This is a genomic window from Brevibacillus laterosporus (genome assembly GCA_007833815.1).
GTDB classification, from domain to species: Bacteria; Bacillota; Bacilli; order Brevibacillales; family Brevibacillaceae; genus Brevibacillus_B; species Brevibacillus_B laterosporus_D.
The window spans coordinates 2,759,899-2,779,103 of record CP033464.1 but is presented as its reverse complement, the minus strand read 5'-3'; the positions used below and the strand labels follow the sequence as shown (position 1 = coordinate 2,779,103).

The 19,205-nt window shown below is 41.4% G+C and carries 20 protein-coding genes, 4 tRNA genes and 1 pseudogene; 7 read left to right on the top strand and 18 right to left on the bottom strand.

Annotation, left to right across the window (positions count from 1 at the left end):
- Positions 1-236: 236 nt before the first annotated feature.
- From EEL30_14630 to EEL30_14620, 3 genes and pseudogenes are all read right to left on the bottom strand, one after another.
- A pseudogene (locus EEL30_14630) lies at positions 237-332 on the bottom strand (bacteriocin uviB).
- A 143-nt stretch (positions 333-475) separates the two neighbouring features.
- Positions 476-549: transfer RNA gene (locus EEL30_14625), tRNA-Gly, on the bottom strand.
- A 10-nt stretch (positions 550-559) separates the two neighbouring features.
- A tRNA-Leu gene (locus EEL30_14620) sits at positions 560-646 on the bottom strand.
- A gap of 160 nt (positions 647-806) precedes the next feature.
- On the opposite strand from EEL30_14620, the gene EEL30_14615 reads away from it, so the two are divergent.
- A complete protein-coding gene (locus EEL30_14615; protein ID QDX93419.1) occupies positions 807-2,129 on the top strand; it encodes a cytochrome ubiquinol oxidase subunit I in 1,323 nt (440 codons plus the stop codon).
- Complete coding sequence (locus EEL30_14610) at positions 2,126-3,154, top strand: hypothetical protein (GenBank protein QDX93418.1); 1,029 nt, start codon at positions 2,126-2,128, stop codon at positions 3,152-3,154. Before EEL30_14615 ends, EEL30_14610 begins: the two co-directional genes overlap by 4 nt.
- 82 nt (positions 3,155-3,236) lie before the next feature.
- Here the strand turns inward: EEL30_14610 and EEL30_14605 are convergent, their stop codons facing one another.
- The 6 genes from EEL30_14605 to EEL30_14580 form a co-directional block, all read right to left on the bottom strand.
- The gene (locus EEL30_14605) at positions 3,237-3,536 is read right to left on the bottom strand and encodes a DUF2653 family protein (GenBank protein QDX93417.1); all 300 of its coding nucleotides are present in this window, start codon (positions 3,534-3,536) and stop codon (positions 3,237-3,239) included.
- Positions 3,524-3,982 carry a hypothetical protein gene (locus tag EEL30_14600; protein ID QDX93416.1) on the bottom strand — a complete coding sequence of 153 codons (459 nt, stop codon included), beginning with the start codon at positions 3,980-3,982 and terminating at the stop codon, positions 3,524-3,526. Before EEL30_14600 ends, EEL30_14605 begins: the two co-directional genes overlap by 13 nt.
- Positions 3,983-4,260: 278 nt before the next feature.
- Positions 4,261-4,333 (bottom strand) — tRNA-Thr (locus tag EEL30_14595).
- 1 nt (position 4,334) lies between these two features.
- Positions 4,335-4,409: transfer RNA gene (locus EEL30_14590), tRNA-Asn, on the bottom strand.
- Between the two features lie 74 nt (positions 4,410-4,483).
- A complete protein-coding gene (locus EEL30_14585) occupies positions 4,484-5,164 on the bottom strand; it encodes a phosphatase PAP2 family protein (GenBank protein ID QDX95776.1) in 681 nt (226 codons plus the stop codon).
- Positions 5,164-5,619 (bottom strand): DUF188 domain-containing protein, encoded by a 456-nt coding sequence (locus EEL30_14580; protein QDX93415.1) that lies wholly within the window; start codon positions 5,617-5,619, stop codon positions 5,164-5,166. Before EEL30_14580 ends, EEL30_14585 begins: the two co-directional genes overlap by 1 nt.
- A gap of 141 nt (positions 5,620-5,760) precedes the next feature.
- On the opposite strand from EEL30_14580, the gene EEL30_14575 reads away from it, so the two are divergent.
- Positions 5,761-6,081, top strand: a complete 321-nt coding sequence (locus EEL30_14575) for a hypothetical protein (GenBank protein QDX93414.1) — start codon at positions 5,761-5,763, stop codon at positions 6,079-6,081.
- A 289-nt stretch (positions 6,082-6,370) separates the two neighbouring features.
- Here the strand turns inward: EEL30_14575 and EEL30_14570 are convergent, their stop codons facing one another.
- Both EEL30_14570 and EEL30_14565 read right to left on the bottom strand, forming a co-directional pair.
- Positions 6,371-7,366 carry a DMT family transporter gene (locus EEL30_14570; GenBank protein QDX93413.1) on the bottom strand — a complete coding sequence of 332 codons (996 nt, stop codon included), beginning with the start codon at positions 7,364-7,366 and terminating at the stop codon, positions 6,371-6,373.
- Positions 7,367-7,378: 12 nt separating this feature from the next.
- Complete coding sequence (locus tag EEL30_14565) at positions 7,379-7,609, bottom strand: hypothetical protein (protein QDX93412.1); 231 nt, start codon at positions 7,607-7,609, stop codon at positions 7,379-7,381.
- 353 nt (positions 7,610-7,962) lie between these two features.
- Here EEL30_14565 and EEL30_14560 point away from each other — a divergent pair, with 353 nt between their 5' ends.
- Positions 7,963-9,306, top strand: a complete 1,344-nt coding sequence (locus tag EEL30_14560) for a transposase (GenBank protein QDX93411.1) — start codon at positions 7,963-7,965, stop codon at positions 9,304-9,306.
- 174 nt (positions 9,307-9,480) lie between these two features.
- On the opposite strand, the gene EEL30_14555 is transcribed toward EEL30_14560, so the two are convergent.
- The 3 genes from EEL30_14555 to rnz all read right to left on the bottom strand — a co-directional run bounded on the left by EEL30_14555 (position 9,481) and on the right by rnz (position 11,845).
- A complete protein-coding gene (locus tag EEL30_14555; GenBank protein ID QDX93410.1) occupies positions 9,481-10,332 on the bottom strand; it encodes an alpha/beta hydrolase in 852 nt (283 codons plus the stop codon).
- Positions 10,333-10,564: 232 nt separating this feature from the next.
- Positions 10,565-10,819: a hypothetical protein gene (locus tag EEL30_14550; protein ID QDX93409.1), complete on the bottom strand. Its 255-nt coding sequence runs from the start codon at positions 10,817-10,819 to the stop codon at positions 10,565-10,567.
- An 81-nt stretch (positions 10,820-10,900) separates the two neighbouring features.
- On the bottom strand, positions 10,901-11,845 hold the full coding sequence (gene rnz, locus EEL30_14545; protein QDX93408.1) for a ribonuclease Z: 945 nt from the start codon (positions 11,843-11,845) through the stop codon (positions 10,901-10,903).
- A 177-nt stretch (positions 11,846-12,022) separates the two neighbouring features.
- Here rnz and EEL30_14540 point away from each other — a divergent pair, with 177 nt between their 5' ends.
- Genes EEL30_14540 through EEL30_14530 form a run of 3 tightly spaced genes read left to right on the top strand, consistent with a single transcriptional unit; the run spans position 12,023 to position 14,612 of the window.
- Positions 12,023-13,018, top strand: coding sequence for an ABC transporter substrate-binding protein (locus EEL30_14540; protein ID QDX93407.1), 996 nt, complete (start codon positions 12,023-12,025; stop codon positions 13,016-13,018).
- A 3-nt stretch (positions 13,019-13,021) separates the two neighbouring features.
- Positions 13,022-13,819 carry an ABC transporter ATP-binding protein gene (locus EEL30_14535; protein ID QDX93406.1) on the top strand — a complete coding sequence of 266 codons (798 nt, stop codon included), beginning with the start codon at positions 13,022-13,024 and terminating at the stop codon, positions 13,817-13,819.
- Positions 13,806-14,612 carry an ABC transporter permease gene (locus EEL30_14530; GenBank protein ID QDX93405.1) on the top strand — a complete coding sequence of 269 codons (807 nt, stop codon included), beginning with the start codon at positions 13,806-13,808 and terminating at the stop codon, positions 14,610-14,612. The genes EEL30_14535 and EEL30_14530 overlap by 14 nt, the downstream gene beginning before the upstream one ends.
- An 87-nt stretch (positions 14,613-14,699) precedes the next feature.
- On the opposite strand, the gene EEL30_14525 is transcribed toward EEL30_14530, so the two are convergent.
- Genes EEL30_14525 through EEL30_14510 form a run of 4 tightly spaced genes read right to left on the bottom strand, consistent with a single transcriptional unit; the run spans position 14,700 to position 19,200 of the window.
- The gene (locus EEL30_14525) at positions 14,700-15,251 is read right to left on the bottom strand and encodes an MFS transporter (protein QDX93404.1); all 552 of its coding nucleotides are present in this window, start codon (positions 15,249-15,251) and stop codon (positions 14,700-14,702) included.
- Entirely contained in the window at positions 15,244-15,909 is a 666-nt protein-coding gene (locus EEL30_14520) for an MFS transporter (GenBank protein ID QDX93403.1), read from the bottom strand. The genes EEL30_14525 and EEL30_14520 overlap by 8 nt, the downstream gene beginning before the upstream one ends.
- Complete coding sequence (locus EEL30_14515) at positions 15,836-17,635, bottom strand: radical SAM protein (protein ID QDX93402.1); 1,800 nt, start codon at positions 17,633-17,635, stop codon at positions 15,836-15,838. The genes EEL30_14520 and EEL30_14515 overlap by 74 nt, the downstream gene beginning before the upstream one ends.
- The gene (locus EEL30_14510; protein QDX93401.1) at positions 17,608-19,200 is read right to left on the bottom strand and encodes a tetratricopeptide repeat protein; all 1,593 of its coding nucleotides are present in this window, start codon (positions 19,198-19,200) and stop codon (positions 17,608-17,610) included. Before EEL30_14510 ends, EEL30_14515 begins: the two co-directional genes overlap by 28 nt.
- Positions 19,201-19,205: the final 5 nt, after the last annotated feature.

The following is a 19,205-nucleotide window of genomic DNA, read 5'->3' as shown; positions in this document are numbered from 1 at the left end:
CCTTTCGTTGTTTCTATATCCAGCACTACCGGAAAATCAAGGGGTAGTTTCTTCAAACCCGAATGGATACCAATTGCGGCAGTTGCCTCAATGAATGCTAATTTTCCTGCTTCAAGAAAGTCTCCACCAAACAGATTAGCGTTGCGATAGCCAGTGGAATAAGTGTATTTGGGTACCACTCTTAATTCTTTAGCCATGCACCGACTGCAATTACTAAACCAATCTGGCTTCACGTTCTCTCTTCCCTCTTTCTTAGTAGAAAATAGTAACCATACAAACAGAGCCGCAAATGGGCCTTGTTGGAGTACAATGTTAATGACCGCCTCTTCCATATTTCCTATTCCTTCTTAATACGGGCAAATAAAAACGCCTCTCTCTAAATGAGAAAGACGCTAGGTGGGATTATGAGAAAAGTATACAGAGAGATAAAAATAAAAAAAGCCTTGATATACAAGGCAATTAGAGAAAAAATCTATGGAGCGGGTGATGGGAATCGAACCCACGCGACCAGCTTGGAAGGCTGGAGTTCTACCATTGAACTACACCCGCATAATTGAATTGGTGCGGACAAGAGGACTTGAACCTCCATGGTGTTGCCACCACTAGAACCTGAATCTAGCGCGTCTGCCAATTCCGCCATGACCGCAAAAATATGATCAATGTAAAAATATTTTACCACGATTCTCTTCAGAAAGCAATGACTCTTTCAACCACGAAATGGGGTCTTCTTCCAGTTTATATGCATAATTACAGGAAAAAAATGCAAAGGTAAGGAGGAGCTTGTTACGGAGAAAGGTTGATGGGATATGGATCAAATTTTGATCGCCAGAAGCACCTTTGGTATGACCATGGGCTTTCATATTATTTTTGCTTCGCTTGGAGTTGGCTTGCCACTGATGATTCTAATCGCAGAGCTGTTGTATCAACGCACGAAAGACACCGACTATTCGCTAATGGCAAAGCGTTGGACCAAAGGACAAGCCATTTTACTTGGAATAGCTATTCCCTCAGGAACAATCTCGGGTGTGCAATTATCCTTATTGTGGCCCGGTTTTATGGAGGTCGTGGGCAGAGTTATATCCCTGCCATTTCAAATTGAAATCTTTGCTTTTTTCTTAGAAGCCTTATTTTTGTCTATCTATGTCTATGCTGCACATCGCCTATCCCCAAAAATGCGTATCCTAAGTGTACTACTGGTTTTGATCGGTGCAACCGCATCAGCTGTGCTCATTACCAATGTACATGCCTTCGAAGGTACCCCGACTGGTTTTCATTTGGTCAATGGAGAAGTCGTTGACGTAGACCCTTGGAAGGCCTTTTTTAACCCCAGCTTTTTTGTCACAGCGGGGCATGTAGTCGTTTCCGCCTATATGACAGGAGCATTTGTAATCGCATCCATTGCTGCCTACAAAATGCTACGGGTCAAAAAGTCCTCGCGTGAGTATGCGTTCCATCAAAAAGCCTTATTGATGGGTCTTGTGATGGGCGGTACATTTTCTTTATTAACAGGCATCAATGGACATGACTCGGCTCAATATCTGCACCAATATCAACCAGAAAAGCTAGCCGCTGCAGAGGGCTTATTTGAAACACAGTCACATGCTCCCCTTGTAATTGGTGGTGTTACAGATGAGGAGACAAAGCAGGTTAAGTATGGACTCGAAATTCCCTGGTTGCTAAGCGTGCTAGCTGGAAATACGCCAAATGAAGTGGTCATTGGCCTGAATGATTTTCCTCGGGAAGAATGGCCACCGCTATTTATCCATACGCTGTTTAATTTTATGGTCATCGTGGGCGGTGCTCTCATTTTTGTTGGATTTATCGGTTTTGCTTGGAAAAAATGGCTCAAACATTCTCATTATCCTAGATGGGTAATGTGGATTTTTGTCCTTAGTGGTCCGCTTTCCATGCTAGGCATTGAAGCTGGCTGGATTTTCGCATGCACAGGACGTCAGCCTTGGATTTTATACCGTGTCATGAAGACGGCTGAGGCCACTACACAATCACAGGGCTTAGGAACGCTATTCCTGCTGTTCTTAGGCATCTATCTATTCCTCGCCGTCGCAACAATTCTGGTGTTCCGTTATTATTTCCGTCGACATCCCATTAGTTTGGAGGGAGAAGCATGAGTGATACCATTATTGCGGTCACAATGCTGTGGGGATTTGTATTTATTTATTCGGTAGCTGCTTCTATTGACTTTGGTGCAGGCTTCTGGTCAATGATTTATCGAGATCGTGAACAAACCAAAGCAACACAGATCGCTAATCGTTACCTCTCTCCATCTTGGGAAGTGACGAACGTTTTTATCGTACTTATTGTTATAGCACTTGTCACCTTTTTCCCAGGAGCCACCTATACGTTAGGAACCGTATTGATCATCCCTGGTAGCTTGATTTTGCTTTTGTTATTGTTACGAAGTGCCTTCTTAGTCTTCTCTCATGTCGTGGAGGATTATCGCAAAATGATGTCGATTGTCTCAGGTATTACTGGTATCTTAATCCCTGCACTGTTAATCAGTGTGTTACCAATTACGCAGGGCGGTTTTATTACACTTGAAAATGGTTACGAACAGCTCCAATTACTCAGGTTATTTTCTAGTCCCCATGAATATATGTTTATTGGTATTGCCATTACTAGCACCCTATTTCTTTCTTCGCTGTTACTCGCCGATTTTTCCAATGTCCTTGGCGAACGTGAAGCATTTCTGATTTACCGCAGAGATGCTCGAATTGTAGGCCCCATCACAATCTTACTAGCCATAGCTGTTGTGATTACGATGTCTAACGAAGCAACCTGGATCTATACCAATCTGCGTTCCCATACGGGCTGGCTTGTCGCTTCTGCTGGCTTTTTCCTGCTCTCCTATGCATCGCTATTTGGGACGTCCAAGCGAAAAGGATGGCTTAGCCTGCCACGTCTCGCCACCATAGCTGCCATTATCCAGTATTTATTAGCTAGCTATGCATACGGTGTGTCCCATCTTCCTTATCTGGTTTATCCAAATGTAACGATTGAATCAGGCTTTACGCACCCGAACAACTTCCGAGCTATGTTTATTGTGTATATCGTAGGGTTTGCTATTCTTACTCCGGGATTTATATACTTCTGGCGATTATTCATGAATGATACGACTGAGGCGAAAAAATCGTAATAGAACAGGTATAGGAACATTCTATATTTATACATGCAAAAAGCCACGAAGAGTGTATTCTACTCCACGTGGCTTTCTGTTGTTATGAGTTATAGCTAACGAGGGCAATCATGCCCTCTTCGTCATCAATGTCTAGCTGGATACGCGCCGAGAATGGATCTAGTTGCATCTGATCCCGTAAATACTTGCGCAGGGCCTCTAACATGTTGGACTCAATCAGCACCTGATCACGTCCATTTGCATTCACTTCTGCCGAATAACCATATTCTTCATCCCACATTAACTCAACATTTACTTGAGCAGGCTCGATCTCTCTTTTCTCAGCAATATATAGACAGATTGCATTAATAAGGTCTTGTTCCAATAATCTTATTGTTTCCATCGGTTTTCTTGTTCCTTATGTTTATTATTGTTTTTGTTATTTCTAATCATCTGGAAGAGACGAACAACCAACAATACAATTCCAACCATAATCAGGATATTCAACAGTACGGCTGCAAACGCTCCGAAATCACCTAGGTGACCCAAAAGCCCACCGAATAACATCCCTGCCAAACCACCGAATAACAATCCTTTCATGAAACCGCCACTTTTACTAGCAGTAGCAGCTCCTGGGTTAGTTGCATTATTATTCGTTTTACTATTTACGTTTTGATCTTGCTTTGCGTTTGATTTAGGAGTGGTTGTACTTTGTGTAGGCTGGAATGATTTAGAACCAGATTTGTATCCACCACCGCGCTTTGCATCTACCTCATGCGCGTTTATTCCAACGGTCGTAAACATTAGAGCTAATGCTAGAAAGACCATCATTAGTTTGTTTCTTTTCATAACGGTATGAATTCCCCTCTCTTTTCAAATGACAAGTACGGTATACGATCGAGCTGGTAAAAGGTTTCACTATTTGAAAACATTTTTTAAGATCTGACCACGCTACGTCTATTATGCCATTTCCTTGTCGAATATAAGTGTTTATGCATATTATTGTAGCACAGATTTATAATTTTTCCAGAAAAAGCAACGCTGAAACTGTTAAAGAAATTTCCTTGATAAAAAAAGACGCTCCCCCGCTAGGGCGCGCCTCATCAATATAAAACAGAGAAAAGATGTGCTCCCGACAGGAATCGAACCTGCGACCTCTTCCTTACCATGGAAACGCTCTACCGACTGAGCTACAGGAGCATGGCTCCTCAGGACGGACTCGAACCGCCAGCCTACCGGTTAACAGCCGGTTGCTCCACCATTGAGCTACTGAGGAATAGTCAGATAAATACAACAACTCATCTCCACATTACCATGTTCTCCTTCTACAAGTCAATAGAGTCCGCTCCACTACTTATTTTTATGGGTGGATAGTACACCTCTTGTAGCCAACCTTTTTTCATATAAATAGGCAGACACCAAAATACATCCACTGGAATATAACCAAGCTGCCACGACATCACTAAAAAAATGAACCCCTAAGTAAATTCGGCTACATCCAACCAATAGTGGGATTGCAATACCTATCGTAGGCCAGATCCATGCGTTTTGACGTCCACGCTGGTTCTTCCAAAACAGATAAGCTCCCATTCCAAAAAACAAGGTACTAAAAGTCGTATGTCCACTGGGGAAAGACCAAGAAGAGGGCAGATCGATCAGATTTACATCAATAGGTCGCTCACGCATGATCGTTCTTTTCAAAATTTCTTTTCCTAAAAAGCCATAAACAAGTGTGCCTAAAAAAAATAAGGACTCTAACCTGTGTTTATTCCACCAACCAGCAAATAACAGGACAACGACAATTACTAAGATATACACATCTCCCAACTGGGTAATGGCATTCATAATCGTTGATAGGAGCGGATCGCGTACTTCTTTACTCAACCTAATGCCCCACTCATCCATCCCATTCGAACGAAGCCCGATTACGATATACGTGATCCAAAAGAATGCGATAAATAAAGCGCCTGCAAGGATAAGTGAAAATTTACTATAAAAGAGCGAGGGGCCTTTTATTTCACCTTTTCCCATCATTTTTCCCCTTCCTCTTGCATCAGGTACGCAAGTGCATCCTGAAAATGTTGGTCGTCTACTGAAGTTCTAGCATGTGGACCCTTTGTCCGTCCGCCACCACGCCGGAAACGAGCCTTTTCATTACGTACTTCCAAATCAAACGTAATGCTATCGGAAGTGAAAATTTTTCCATGTGGCGTCAGAGATTTGGCTCCCTTTCCCATTACCATAGCACCCAAACCGATATCCTGCGTCACCACAATATCGCCTGGTTTCGTTTCATTGGTCAATCTGATGTCCACTGCCTGCGAGCCTGCATCAACAACCACATGATTGTCATGCTGAAACTGATGGTTATAGCTAGCGAAGGTGATCAGCTCATAGCCATTTTCTTTACATAGCTCTACTGCTATTTGGAGAGCCTTTTTTGGACAAGCATCTGCATCAATTAAGACTCTAGGTTTTTGGTTCATATCATAATCCTCTCATACGTACTGTTTCCTGCATGCATTAACTTTTCTATTTTTTGCAGTTTTATGTAGGATAACCCTATATTCTTTGCTCTTTTTCGTATACCATAATTATAACATGCTTTGCTGAAGGGAGTCAGATTCGTGGTACGTTATGAATTTAAACGTGAGGAGCGACTAGGCATTCTCCTCCCGATTCTCTATTTGGAGTGGGAAGAATATGATCCTGCTGAGCGGACTGATATCTTGTTCAAATGGGAAGAAATTCGCTCCAGAATACCAGATCACGTCATCGCTCTTGAAGCTGTTATTAATCAAAAACAGGCTCAACTGTATCAGGAAGATAATTTTGAACGCTCGTGTGAACTTAATTCTGAGATTGCTGAATTAGCTAGTACAATCAATGATTTAAACATTTGGTTTCGTGTTCAACAAGATTTTGAGCCGACAGAAATACATGGGTGACACTATCATGACTATAGTTGCAAGTAGGGTTACAGAAATCACATTTCATGTAGTTTATAAAAAACAGCAGGATTTTGTGGGAATCGATATCTTTTAAATTTGTACGTTATCTTCACGAATGTTAAACCGATGGCTAACGTAGCATGGCAATGTCAATTGGGGCGTTTGATTACTGCTACGAGATTAATTTCCCAATCCCCCATAATGCAATTGCGAGCGTGATTGTTTCAAATGATATGTATAAAAAGCTTTTATTTCACGCCTGAAACGACTCAGTTTCCTCACACGACTAAAGTCGCGTGTCTCCACTGAGAAATGATGAAAAAGGTTGTTGCCTCTTACTCGAACTACGCTGCTTCCACCCATGTAACCATTGCTCTCCTTGACGAACTACACCAACACCAAGCAAGATGAAGAATGCTCCACAGGCTTGCCAGATATTCATCCCTTCATCAATCCAAAGCATCGCAATCACAATAGCCGTGACTGGAACTAAATACATGTAGGGCATCACGCGGGAAGACCCTACTTTCTCTATCCCATAATTCCAAACCACAAGCGAATATGCCGTGACTGGATAAGCAGCAAATAAGAGCGATCCCCATGTGGCTACTGGTAAAGTCGTAAAATCTGTTCGAAGCCAATCTGCTCCACTGTAAATCGCTAAAAATATACTACCAAATAAAGCAGTATACAAGGTAATGGTAAGAGCGGTATACGTTTTTTGCAGGCGAGTAAGGGTAAAAGGATAAATTCCAAACAACATGCTAGCTAATAAAGCAATGATATCACCACGCAAGGAATCCCAGCTAAACTGAAATGGAACATCTCCCAGCCCTTTAATCATAAAAACGCCCATTACGGCAACAAAAGAGCCAATGACCCGAGTTGGTGTTGCTTTCTCTTTCTTGGTGAGCAACAGCCCAATAACAGTAAACAATGGAGACATTGCGATTAACAGGGATGAATTAGACGCAGTCGTATAACGTAATGACGCAACAAATAACGTTTGGTAGAGTGAAATTCCCACTAAGGCGGCAAGTAAAAAGGCAGGGATATCTTTCAAACGAATTTTCACGTTGCGTTCTGTCATATACACTAGCCCAAATAATATAGGAAGAACCATCAAAAAACGGGTTAACGTGAAGACCTCAGCCGATAACGTTACAGAATAGTACGGGAGATATACATCCCAATCCCAACACAGTTGATATGTAAGCCAGCTATAAACAACAGAATAGCCCAGCAAGAAACATGGCATAACGCAAAACAAATCTGACGCCATGTGTTGGTCTTATCATGATCCAAGCCACTCAGCAATTACTTCATAGAAGATTTTCTCTTCCTTAAAATAAGCCATTGCGTTTGGTTTTTCCAAATACTTCCCAATCTCTGCTAAACGCTCATCAGATAATATAACTTGGCGTTGCTTTCCATTTTCATCCCGATATTCCACGGTGATAGCCACCTCACGCTCACGTCCGTATTCGGCAAGCTCAGTTGGGTTTTGAAAAGTTATGCGTTTCATTGACTATGTTCACTCCTGTCTGATATTGACACTGTATGGCGACATTATGGCATTAAATGAAGCGTTGGTAAAGAGGGAAGTGGTTTTAAAAAAAGAACGCCCAGATGAGCGTTCTAAAGAGTATCTATCAAATCAATGCATATATTCGTCCAACCTGTTTACCTTGATATGTAAAATAAATTGGTCAGGTATGTTTTCGAGTAAATGCAAGGTATAAATTTTATTAATTGAATCAATTTCATAAATCAGAGCCCTACGGGCCCAAGAGTTTTTGAGCATAGAAAAAGGAGTACCTCCCCAAATCTCTAATAAGTTAAGTGCGACCCAAACTTAAGAGGTGGTGGTGACTCCCAATGTCTATTATAAAACAAGGAAGCCTATTTGATATACAGGAATTATTCGACTTAGAACCTCCCAAACGTTTTGAGGCTATTTTCTCCACTCTTGACATTGAACCGCTTCTTTTCTCTATTTCCAAAAAGTCGATCTATGGTGCTCCTACCGAGTTGAATTATGCTGCCATGCTATATTCTCTGGTCGCTCGAATCGTAGAACGAATTCCCACTGTGAAAGATTTACGAAAACGACTAAAACATGACTTTATCTTTCGAATGGAATGCGGTTTTCTGTTTTCTGACAATCTTCCTTCCGAGGCATCGTACTCTCGTCTCGTTCAGAAGCTTTCTGAAACAGCACACCTCAATAAAGTCCAAGACAAGTTACTGTTGCAAGCGATACAGGAAGGGTTCATAGGCGATGAAGCAATTGCCATCGATGCAACCCATTTTGAATCCCGTGATCGAGGTGTGGCAAAAGAAAAAAAGACGAAACCAGAATTGAAAAAACGTGGACGTAAATCAAAAGCAGAAAAAGATATCTACGACAAGCAAAAGCAAGAAAAGGAAGCCCAGAAGTCCTTATATGAAAAAACCATTGCAGCTCAACTGGATGTGACGTTGGAGGACCTACGGTACCAAGTTCCTATCAAACCTGCTTGGGGAATAAAGAAAAATAGTGATGGAAAGAACATGTTTTGGTTTGGATACAAAGCTCATCTTGCAGTCAGTACGAAAAGTCAATATATTCTTTGCTCCCTCATGTCCTCTGGAAGTATGAACGATGGGAAAGCAGCGATTCCTTTGTTGAAAGGAATTCAAACTGTCCTTCCCAATCACATGCGATATGCAATCATGGATGCGGGATATGACTATGTCCCGATCTATCAACAAATCGGACGAATGAACGCACAAGCGATTATTGCTTACAACAAGCGGAATGAAGGAGAAATGGTTGGATTCGATTCACATTTTGCGCCAACTTGTGTCCGAGAATGCTCTTATCGTTACGACAGTTATGATAAGAAGTACAAAACGTTGAAATTTGTACGGCCAAAAGAATGTAAAGACTGTCCATTGAATCAGGATTCTCTCTGTCAAAAAGTCTATAAAATTAAGGCTGAAACCGATCTTCGAAAGTACACCGCGCCAGCCAGAGGAACAAAAACGTGGGAAGAACTATATGACCAGAGAACAGCCGTAGAGCGAGTACATGCTTATTTGAAGGAGTTCTTTCAGCTAAACAATGTCCGATATCGCACAGGAAAGAGGGCAAAAGTCCATTTTGACTTGGTTACTCTTGTTTATAATGCATCCAAGTTAGCAGTGGATCGAATTCGTAGGAACTGGCAAGTAGGATGAAAGTAGCAGCTTAATTTTTTCAAAAAAACAGCATTAATCCCGTAGGGATAGTCTAATTATTTTTGGAAAAAGCCTTTATGAAATTGATTCAATTTACATTAATTGTAAAATAAACATCTTTTTTTATTACCTTTATGACGAAACTCTATCCAATCGTTGAGAAACACAACATGATTAATCTCTACCTGCTCTTACCAGATTATTGGCAATCATAGTTGGCATGGTATAAAAAGATGTCATATGATCCCCTTTCGATTTTATCAATCGAAACAGCCCAAGACGACTGGACATGTGTGGATGCCATCCGTACTGCTCACCTTGCGGAACAGCCGTATCCTCCATGAGGTAGTAGTAGCTTTTTGGGATATCAAGACTGTAGAATGCCGAAAGATCCAGCTTCTGAAATAATGGCCCTGCTGGTTCTGGAGTGACAGTCTGATATATCTCCGTAGCCAGCTCGAGATCAGCTGTATTCATAAATGTTTCCCGCCAGATTTGAAAAGGTAACATAATTGCATTATCTGGTGATTTTTTGGCAAGTTCCGCCCAAAGAGCCTTTCCTTCTGGTGGTATTTCATCCGCAGCACTATAGCCATTACGCACAACGAACGCGTCCATAAATACAAGCTGTCTGATTCTTCCGGGAATCTGTTCAGCCACTTTAGAGATCACCGTTCCACCAAAGCTATGCCCAACAAGAACAAAGTTATATAAATTTCTTTCTTCTATGAAGTCAATGACGGATTTTACATAATCCTCATGAGATACTGCTTTATTCGTATCTCTCCCATGTCCCGGCAAATTTGGTGTAAAAACTGTGTTACCCATCTTACACAGTTCTTCCGCTGTATTATACCAATAACCGCAATCCCCCCAAGCTCCGTGAACTAAAACAAAGGTAATAGGAGGTGATAAGGGATGGCTGCTTGGATAAGGATAATAAAAATGGTGGTAAGGAAATTGGCATTGTACATGTTCAGGATAACCTACAGGAAAAAAAGGGCTCTGACTTACATCCTCGTGCATTTTTGGTCACCTGCTTTTTTATTTGTAGTTCTTTTGACTTTACAGTATGCCTAGCGTGCATAATTGGGAACTTTGAAAATGTGTTTAACCGTTTGCTGTACCATGTCCTTTACAAGAAAAAAAGCCATCCAGGTAGGATAGCTTTTTTACAAACAAGTTCTTACATTTTTACATCTCTATTCTAATCTTACCCATGTTATGATTCTGGTTAATTTTAATGTAGAGTTTGTAATTATTTCTCTAGATGAATTGGAACTTCCCACTGCACATTACTGTTTTCTTTACCTGCTTTATCAAAAGTAAGCGTAAGTTCTTTAGGTTGTTTTCCTTCATTTTTATACAACAGTTCACCCTTCAATTGTACATTTCCATTTTGATTAATGCTTGGTTTTCCATTAAAGAACACACCATGATTTACTTTCCCAGTTTCATCCTTTATCTTCCATCCGGCAGCCTTTATTAATTTAGAATGAGCAAGTTGTTTCATAACCATCTCCTCTCTTCCAAAATTGAAAAACCCCTGCATCACTTTTATTTGTGACACAAGGGTTTGGCCTAGCCTTATTGGTTACAACAACCGCGTTCTCTTCACTTCATAAACACTAAGGTCTTGTGCGATTTGCGTATTTGGAAAAATCTCCTGCGCTTCCTGTAGCATATCATCAAGGGTAATCGGTCCGTCTTCAGTATCATAACGCGGACTCAAATGTGTAAGCAACAAGCCTTTCACTTCTGCTGCAACAGCGATTTCTGCTGCTTGTTTAGCTGTCGAATGACCACTGCGTTCAGCTAAATCTAGATGCTGATGAACATAGGTAGATTCATGGACGAGCATGTCTGCTCCTTGGGCTAAACGCACCATATTAGGACACGGTATAGTATCTCCACTAAACGCTACCTTGAGACCAGGTTGAGGTGGATTTACAAAGTCTTTGCCATGAAAAAACCTTCCATCTTCTAATTGAATACTCTCTCCTGCTTTAAGTTGAGCATACATAGGACCTTTGGGAATTCCCGCCTCTTTTGCTAACTCAATCTTAAACGAACCTGGACGCGGCTTCTCCATCATCGAATAGGCAAAGGCTGGAACACGATGCCTCACCTTTGTCGCTTCCACAATAATGGTATCATCCTCGTAAATAACCCCTTCTTCCACCACTTTAATGATAAGGGGATACTGTAAATGAACCGGGCTAATACGCATGATGGCCTGTACATACTCGTCGATGCCTTTTGGACCATATAGAGTAATTCCCCCCGTATCAGCTCCGCGTAGAGAGCGACTGGCAAGCATACCAATTAATCCATATAAATGATCGCCATGCAAATGCGTAATAAATATATTTTCCAACTGCGAAATATTCAGCACGGAACGCATGATTTGGTGTTGCGTGCCTTCTCCACAATCAATGAGCCACCACGTGCCTCTCTCCATGAAACGAAGTCCAATACCTGATACATTCCGCTTAGTGGTAGGGGCTCCCGAGCTAGTTCCAAGAAAAACAATCTGCATACCCTATCCACCTCCATCCTTTATGTAAAATCCACGTGCATATTTTACCAATCTTATCATATTTGATGCAAAATATCATCTGTGTGCTTGGCACTGTTTTTTTACCCATTACCCATTCACCATTCTCCTCACCTGGGCATAGGCTACAGTAAAACGAAACGCCTAGGAGGTTTTTTCATGAAACGTTTCCTTATCCTAGGCATTGTTCTTTGCCTAGGTCTTACCTGTTTTTTGAGCGGTTGCTCCAGTAGTAGTACGAATAAAATCCGAGTCGGAGAGGTAACTCGCTCCCTATTCTACGCTCCTCAATACGTCGCTCTGGAAAAAGGATTTTTTAAAGAAGAAGGATTGGAGGTTGAATTGACAACAACATGGGGAGGCGACAAAACCATGACTGCTTTGCTATCAGACGGGATTGATGTAGCACTAGTCGGTTCGGAAACCAGTATCTACGTTGATCTTCAAGGCGCTCAAGATGCTGTCATTAATTTTGCTCAGCTTACCCAAACCGATGGGACATTTCTTCTTGCTAGGACCAAACCAGATCAATTCTCTTGGGATCAAGTAAGAGGCAAGGTATTCCTCGGTCAACGAAAAGGTGGCATGCCCCAGATGGTAGGCGAATTTGTACTGAGAAAAAACAGCATCGATCCCCACATAGATACATCCCTTCTCCAAAACATTGATTTTAAAAACATTCCTTCCGCATTCGCCTCAGGTACTGGAGATTATGTGCAGCTCTTTGAACCAACAGCATCTCAATTTGAACAAGAGAGCATAGGTCACGTGGTCGCCTCATTTGGTAAAGAAAGCGGTAATGTTCCTTACACCAGCTATATGGCCAAACAAAGCTATATTCAGACAAATCAAAAAAAAGTCCAGAGTTTTACTAACGCCATTTACAAAGGGCAACAATGGGTAAATTCTCATTCCGCAGAAGAAGTCGCAAAAGTGATTACGCCCTATTTTTCTGACGTAAAACCAGAAATCCTCATACGTTCCATCAAACGTTACCAAGAGCAAGATTCCTATCCAACAAATCCCTTACTCAAAAAAGCCGACTGGGAATTATTACAGAAAATCATGAAAACTGCCGGAGAGCTCAAACAATCAGCACCCTATGAAAAGCTAGTGAATGAAACGTTTGCCAAACAGGCGTTGGGGGGGAAATAACGAATGAACCCTTCCCCTTCTTCTCCGGCAAAAATTGAGCTGAGCCATGTAACCCACCTCTACGTAACACCGCGCAACGCGTTCATGGCCATAAACAGCATATCCTTGCGTGTGGAGGAGGGTGAATTCGTCTGTTTAGTAGGTCCTAGCGGTTGTGGAAAAACCACTTTACTTTCGCTAATCGCAGGACTTGAAAAACCAACAGCAGGTCAAATTTATCTAGACGGTAATAAAATAACAGGAACCACTCGTAAGGTAGGCTACATGCTACAACAAGATTATTTATTTAACTGGCGTAGCATAGAAGAGAATATATTTCTCGGCCTAGAGGTGCAAGGAATACGTACCAAAGAAAATGAAGAATATGCGCTACATTTATTAGAAGAGATGGAGCTGATTCACTTTCGGAAAGCCTTGCCACAACAATTATCTGGCGGGATGAAACAACGTGTTGCCTTAGTGCGCACCCTTGCCTGTCAACCAGAAATTCTGCTCTTGGATGAACCCTTCTCCGCTCTGGATCACCAGACGAAGCTTATGCTTGAGGATCTCATTATTGAAACCTTGCGTCGCCACAAGAAAACAGCCATTCTGGTCACTCATGATTTACAGGAAGCTGTAGCTATGGGAGACCGAATCTACATATTAGATCGTAATCCGGGACGCATTCGTTCGGAAATGAAGATACCAGAGACAATTCGTCAGGCGTTGCCATTCCAAGCTCGACAATTGACCGGCTTCTCTGATCTATACAACCACGTGTGGAAAGAGATGGAGGGATGTTCTGATGGAGCAGATTAACATAGATCGCATTCATCAGCAGTATAAACAAAGCGTAGCACGTACTAAATGGCTAGTTCTCCTCACTCAGTTTCTTATCCTGGTCGTGTTTTTAGGTATGTGGGAAATTGCCGCCCGCTTACAATGGATTGATGTTTTACTGTTTAGCTCACCTAGTCGCATCTGGAGTTTATTTATTGAAAAAATCACTGATATGAGCATATTTATGCATACCGGTGTAACCGTGCTAGAAACCGTAATTGGATTTTTACTCGGAACCCTTTTTGGTACCTTGATTGCCATCGTGATTTGGTGGTCCCCTTTTCTATCTCGGGTGTTGGAGCCTTACTTAATCATCGCAAATAGCATGCCAAAAGTGGCATTGGGTCCTCTGTTTATTGTCGGTTTAGGCCCCGGTATCGTCTCCATCATTGCCACAACACTTTCCATTTCCATCATTATTACCGCCATAACGATTTATACGAGCTTCCGTGAGGTTAATCCTAACTACATGAAAGTAATGCAGACCTTTGGTGCGAAAAAAAGTCAGATGTTTACCAAGGTGATTCTCCCCGCCACGATGCCGACGATTATTTCATCCTTAAAGGTAAATGTCGGTCTATCTTGGGTAGGTGTTATTGTCGGAGAGTTCCTCGTTGCTCAAAAAGGCTTGGGGTATCTGATTATTTACGGATTTCAGGTTTTTAACTTTTCCCTGGTCATGGTATCTCTCTTCGTCATCGCTCTCGTCGCCGCTTTGATGTACCAAGGTGTCAGCTATCTAGAGAAGAGGCTTACCAGCCAGTTTAAATAGATAGCAATACCAAAAAGTCGCTCCATGTTCGGGGCGGCTTTTTACTATAAGGATATATACTGCTATCTCTTATTTCAATGAATGGGGTTACATACTCTCCGTTCGTATCTCCTCTTTTTTCATCGTCTGCAAGCAACCTAATTGCACCATCGCTATAAGTCCCGCAACTAGGATAATAACAGCGGATCCAATAAAAATAAGTCTGGTAGAAATCAAAGACTGTAAATACCCCGATAAGCCAACGGAGACTAACATGGCAAGGAGTGGAGCCGTTTCTAACACAGCACCAATTCTCCCAAGCAACTCTTCTGGAACTTCATATTGAAATAAGGTGGTAAGTGAAACAGTCAACACGGTCGAACCAATCCCTGTAATGAATCGACTAGCAAGCATGATCCACGCATTAGGAGAGACAGCGAGTAACACAATGCCTAGAAAAATAATCCCTACTCCACCAATGCTCAACCAATTAAAGGCTTTGACTCGTTTACTAATGACACCCAACAGAATGGCTGAAGCTAACATTCCGATAGCTTGACACGTATTACCCCAAGCAACATGATCTTCAGGTAGCTCAAGGATATCTACCACAAGAAAGATATTTAAAAGGTTAACGGCACCCGCACCTAAACTAATAATACAAAATCAATAAAAAGATGCCACGTACGGCTGAATTTCCCCAAGCAAACTGCATGCCTGCAAAAAAATCTTTCCAAAATGATGTAAATAAACCAGAAATCCGCCTGTTTTCCCCATCTACGTTTCTATCCATACGAATGATAAAGATACATGCCGCTGCTAAAAGAAAACTAAGCCCGTCTAGAACAAGAGATAGTTCTGCTCCAAATAGCTGGTACAGGGCTGTAGCGCAAATAGGTCCTAGCAGATTAAGGGAGGTTTTTGTACTTCGCGTGAGGCTATTAGCTGCCAGCAATGATGCTTTGGGAACAAGAACAACCATTAATTTTGACATGGAAGGCTGAAAAAACTGGGCGATTACAGCTGAAATGGCAATTAGAATCAAGATTGCTCCCATATTGACCGTGATGATAAAAGGAATGATTGCTAAAGAGAGCAACGACCGAACGATCAAAGAAAAGTACAATACACGTTTATGATTAAATCGATCTACCCATACGCCTGCTAAAGGCCCGAATATAATAGCAGGAACATACTGAGCAATCAAAACCATCATCTGCATGGTCGGGGAATGATCGCTCATCTTAAATATCCAGAAAATAATAGCCCACGTTCGAACTTGATCTCCTAATCCGATGTAGAACAGGCATGATATCATAGGTAACCGCAAGCGTTTTAGCAGGTTTCACCATTTCTTCTGTACATTGTTGCGTTGGATCAACACCTTTGTATCGTACCCATCCATTAGCTCCATCTGTAAAGTCTGCCACAGAAGTATAGACGGTCTCATAGTTCAGCACATCTTGTATAAACATTCCTACATCACCTGGTAAATCTGCTACAACTGCTTCTAAAGCTTGCAGCAATTGTTCTGGCAGCCACTCACGAAAATCCCCAGACAATTTTTTTACCAATCGTGCCACTATTTGTACATTTTGCAACCCAACTAACCGTTTTATTGCATATAAAGTCTTAGGTCGATAATGAACAAGATAGAAATAGCTTCCTCTCGCCTGATACACGAGTTCAAGTGGATAATGCTTGGTAGGCACGGAGTAAAAATTACTAAAGATTTTTTTATGTTCTTGAATCCACTTTAATTCTACCTCAGTAATATCAATGACAGATGTGATATCCAGAAACGTAAGCAAATTAGTATCAAAAATGATATCATCTAGACATTGTTCCAATACCTCTGTACCTGGTAATGTAGTTAACGAATGCAGTTGGATATCTCTATTTCCCGCCATTTTTAGTTCCAATGCCATAGAGAGCGTATCTTCAAAATCAGCCAATGTTTCATCCGGAAAACCTACAATAAATGAAGCAGTCGCATTAATTTTTACCTCTTGCAAGTGAGTAAAGGTTTCCAAAGCATTTTGAAGTTTTAAGCGTTTCCCAATATTTTTTTGCATCTCTTGACTGCCTGACTCTACACCAAAAAAGATACCTTTACACCCTGATTCCTTCATTTTCTCCATCATTTCTCTGTTGATCGTGTCCGTTCTTGAAGAACAATACCAGGTAAAATTCTCACCCGACTCAAGAAAAATTTGACATAGTTCGAATATCTTTGTTTTGTTTACTGTCAAGTTATCATGAATAAGCCCAAATCCAGTTATATTCCAATGCTCTTTTAGCCACTTCATCTCATTCACTAAACGCTCTGGGGATTTCACTCGATATCTACGGGAGAAAAACAGCGATGTGCTACAAAATTTACATTGAAAAGGACATCCTCTTCCAGCTTCAATCTCAATGAACCGATCTGCCCCAGCTCCATAATACTCCTCAATATTATCGATTAAATGATAGGCAGGAATGGGTAATTCATCCAAATCATCCAGCACATCCCGTTTGTGGTTCTTCACAATCTGATTATTGTCTCGATAGGTAAGACCAGCAATGTTTGTAAATGGCAATTGATTCAAATAGGCATCGAGAAATTCCAGAATTGTCTTTTCTCCTTCCCCCACCACAATGGCATCTACGAAAGGAAATGCCAGTAGTGTATCCTGATCGACAAAACCAGCGTGGGGTCCACCAAATAAAATAAAGCGAGTAGGGTCCTGCCTCTTGCATTCTTCGGCAATCCTCAATGCAGCCGCATACGAACTACACATCGCTGTAAAACCCAAAACAGGAGATGGGTCTTCCAGTAAATGCTGTGCCATGCTTTGGACACTCTCACTATCTAATGAAATTTCATTCCGTATATAAGGAGGAACCAAGTCTGTTACGGTTACTTTATAATAAGGTTCTACATATCCAGCTAGTGTAAGTAGATTAATGGGTGGACAAATGGAATCCGTCCTGTATGGTGGTCGAATGAGGTGGAGCATCCTTTGATCCCTCCCTACGAGTGTTGTAACATATTCATCCATTCTCGAACGTCTTCTCTTGATGGATCAAGCATAATAGCTTGCGTCAAAGCTACCGTTGCATCTCTAGTCTCTCCTATGTCCCAATACAACCGCGCCATATCAATCCATGCATGTACATGATGTGGATTGATACAGATTGCTTGCTGATAATAATCGATTGCTTCCGATTTTTTATCTAATTCCTCCATCACTGTAGCTTTGAGAAGAATGATCTCTATATCTTGCTTTCCATATGCTTCCGCTCGCTCTACATCCTGAAGCATTCGTTTATACTCTTTCAAATGATACAAACATAACGCCCTGTTAATATATAGCTCAGGCTGTGCCACGTTTTCTTCTAGCGCCTTTGTTGCCCAGTCCTTAGCCTCTTCCCATTTTTCTAATTTAGCGTACACTTTACTTGCTCGTATCTTCCCAAAATCATGATACTGTGCAGCTCTAGAGAGACGAGTTGCCCATTTTTCAGAAGATTTCGTTTCATAAAGCAAAAGGGTGATTCGAACTGCATTATCACTCACAATACTTACCTGTCCTGCATATTTTTCTACAAGCTCGTTATTATCAATGGTGGCAAATGCCCGTTCCAATTTTTGTAGTGCACTACGATATTTCTTCCTGCGATATAGCAATAATGCTGTCGTGTTTAAGCGCATCGATTCAAGTAAGATACGTTCAGTGCCAACAACCTCTCTCTCCAGTTGCTTCACCTCGGCAAGACAGCGTCTAGCCTGTTCAAATGATTCTTTCTGTTGATCCTGAGTGATTAATTGAGCAGCAAGACTGATTCTAGCATGACAGCCTTCTATAGGGGTCCGTGCATGCTCCACAAGCCAAAAAAGGTGTTTAATAGCTCGTTGGTGTTGTTGTAGGGCTAAATAAACGAATGCTTGTCGCTCCTTTAGGGAATACGGAATGGGACCCATTCTACGAAACAGGCGAGTTGCCATTACTATTTTTCTATTTGCTTCATGATAGAAGGCAGCTTGTAATGCTCGGTCAATACCTCCAATGATCAGAGATAATAAGCGCTGCTCTCTAGTAATTCTTCTTGTATAGAAAGAAACAGTTTGTTTGGCTTGTTTCAGCTTGGGGGTATACATTTTATCTGGAAAATCCGACCGCTGTTCTCTTACATCTTGTTCGTACCATTTAAAAGTTACATGCTTATCTACAGCTTTTAAAAAGAGTCGATCTGTTTTACTTATAGATAATCCTGCTGGGAGAACCAAAACTAGAGTTTGTTGCATTGTCTTTTGAATCGTCCTGATTACATTGGCCACACACTGAATCAATTGATAGCTGGTTTTCTCTTCGGGATGATCATTATTGTCGGGGGTAAGACTCGGCATATAAAATAATCCTAGTCGTTTGCGTAGTAAAGGGTTTATGAATGGAACAAGGGAGACAGGTATCTCTAGCGTAGGTTCTATTCTCTGTGAGTATGCTTGTATTTCTGTGTAAATTTGTAAGACATCATTCACAATCTGACTCATAATCGGACAAGGCTTCCATTTAGAGAACTTAGAATTGACAACTAGGTACATCTTTTCGTTGTCTGCATGCATATCAG

Coding starts and splice junctions, on each gene's coding strand:
- EEL30_14580 (QDX93415.1), bottom strand. CDS start 5,619: ATGAACCAAAAACCTAGAGTCTTAATTGATGCAGATGCTTGTCCAAAA.
- EEL30_14515 (QDX93402.1), bottom strand. CDS start 17,635: ATGGATGAATATGTTACAACACTCGTAGGGAGGGATCAAAGGATGCTC.
- EEL30_14570 (QDX93413.1), bottom strand. CDS start 7,366: ATGGCGTCAGATTTGTTTTGCGTTATGCCATGTTTCTTGCTGGGCTAT.
- EEL30_14550 (QDX93409.1), bottom strand. CDS start 10,819: ATGAAACAACTTGCTCATTCTAAATTAATAAAGGCTGCCGGATGGAAG.
- EEL30_14585 (QDX95776.1), bottom strand. CDS start 5,164: ATGGGAAAAGGTGAAATAAAAGGCCCCTCGCTCTTTTATAGTAAATTT.
- EEL30_14540 (QDX93407.1), top strand. CDS start 12,023: ATGAAACGTTTCCTTATCCTAGGCATTGTTCTTTGCCTAGGTCTTACC.
- rnz (QDX93408.1), bottom strand. CDS start 11,845: ATGCAGATTGTTTTTCTTGGAACTAGCTCGGGAGCCCCTACCACTAAG.
- EEL30_14565 (QDX93412.1), bottom strand. CDS start 7,609: ATGAAACGCATAACTTTTCAAAACCCAACTGAGCTTGCCGAATACGGA.
- EEL30_14510 (QDX93401.1), bottom strand. CDS start 19,200: ATGCATGCAGACAACGAAAAGATGTACCTAGTTGTCAATTCTAAGTTC.
- EEL30_14535 (QDX93406.1), top strand. CDS start 13,022: ATGAACCCTTCCCCTTCTTCTCCGGCAAAAATTGAGCTGAGCCATGTA.
- EEL30_14615 (QDX93419.1), top strand. CDS start 807: ATGGATCAAATTTTGATCGCCAGAAGCACCTTTGGTATGACCATGGGC.
- EEL30_14610 (QDX93418.1), top strand. CDS start 2,126: ATGAGTGATACCATTATTGCGGTCACAATGCTGTGGGGATTTGTATTT.
- EEL30_14555 (QDX93410.1), bottom strand. CDS start 10,332: ATGCACGAGGATGTAAGTCAGAGCCCTTTTTTTCCTGTAGGTTATCCT.
- EEL30_14560 (QDX93411.1), top strand. CDS start 7,963: ATGTCTATTATAAAACAAGGAAGCCTATTTGATATACAGGAATTATTC.
- EEL30_14520 (QDX93403.1), bottom strand. CDS start 15,909: ATGATATCATGCCTGTTCTACATCGGATTAGGAGATCAAGTTCGAACG.
- EEL30_14600 (QDX93416.1), bottom strand. CDS start 3,982: ATGAAAAGAAACAAACTAATGATGGTCTTTCTAGCATTAGCTCTAATG.
- EEL30_14605 (QDX93417.1), bottom strand. CDS start 3,536: ATGGAAACAATAAGATTATTGGAACAAGACCTTATTAATGCAATCTGT.
- EEL30_14530 (QDX93405.1), top strand. CDS start 13,806: ATGGAGCAGATTAACATAGATCGCATTCATCAGCAGTATAAACAAAGC.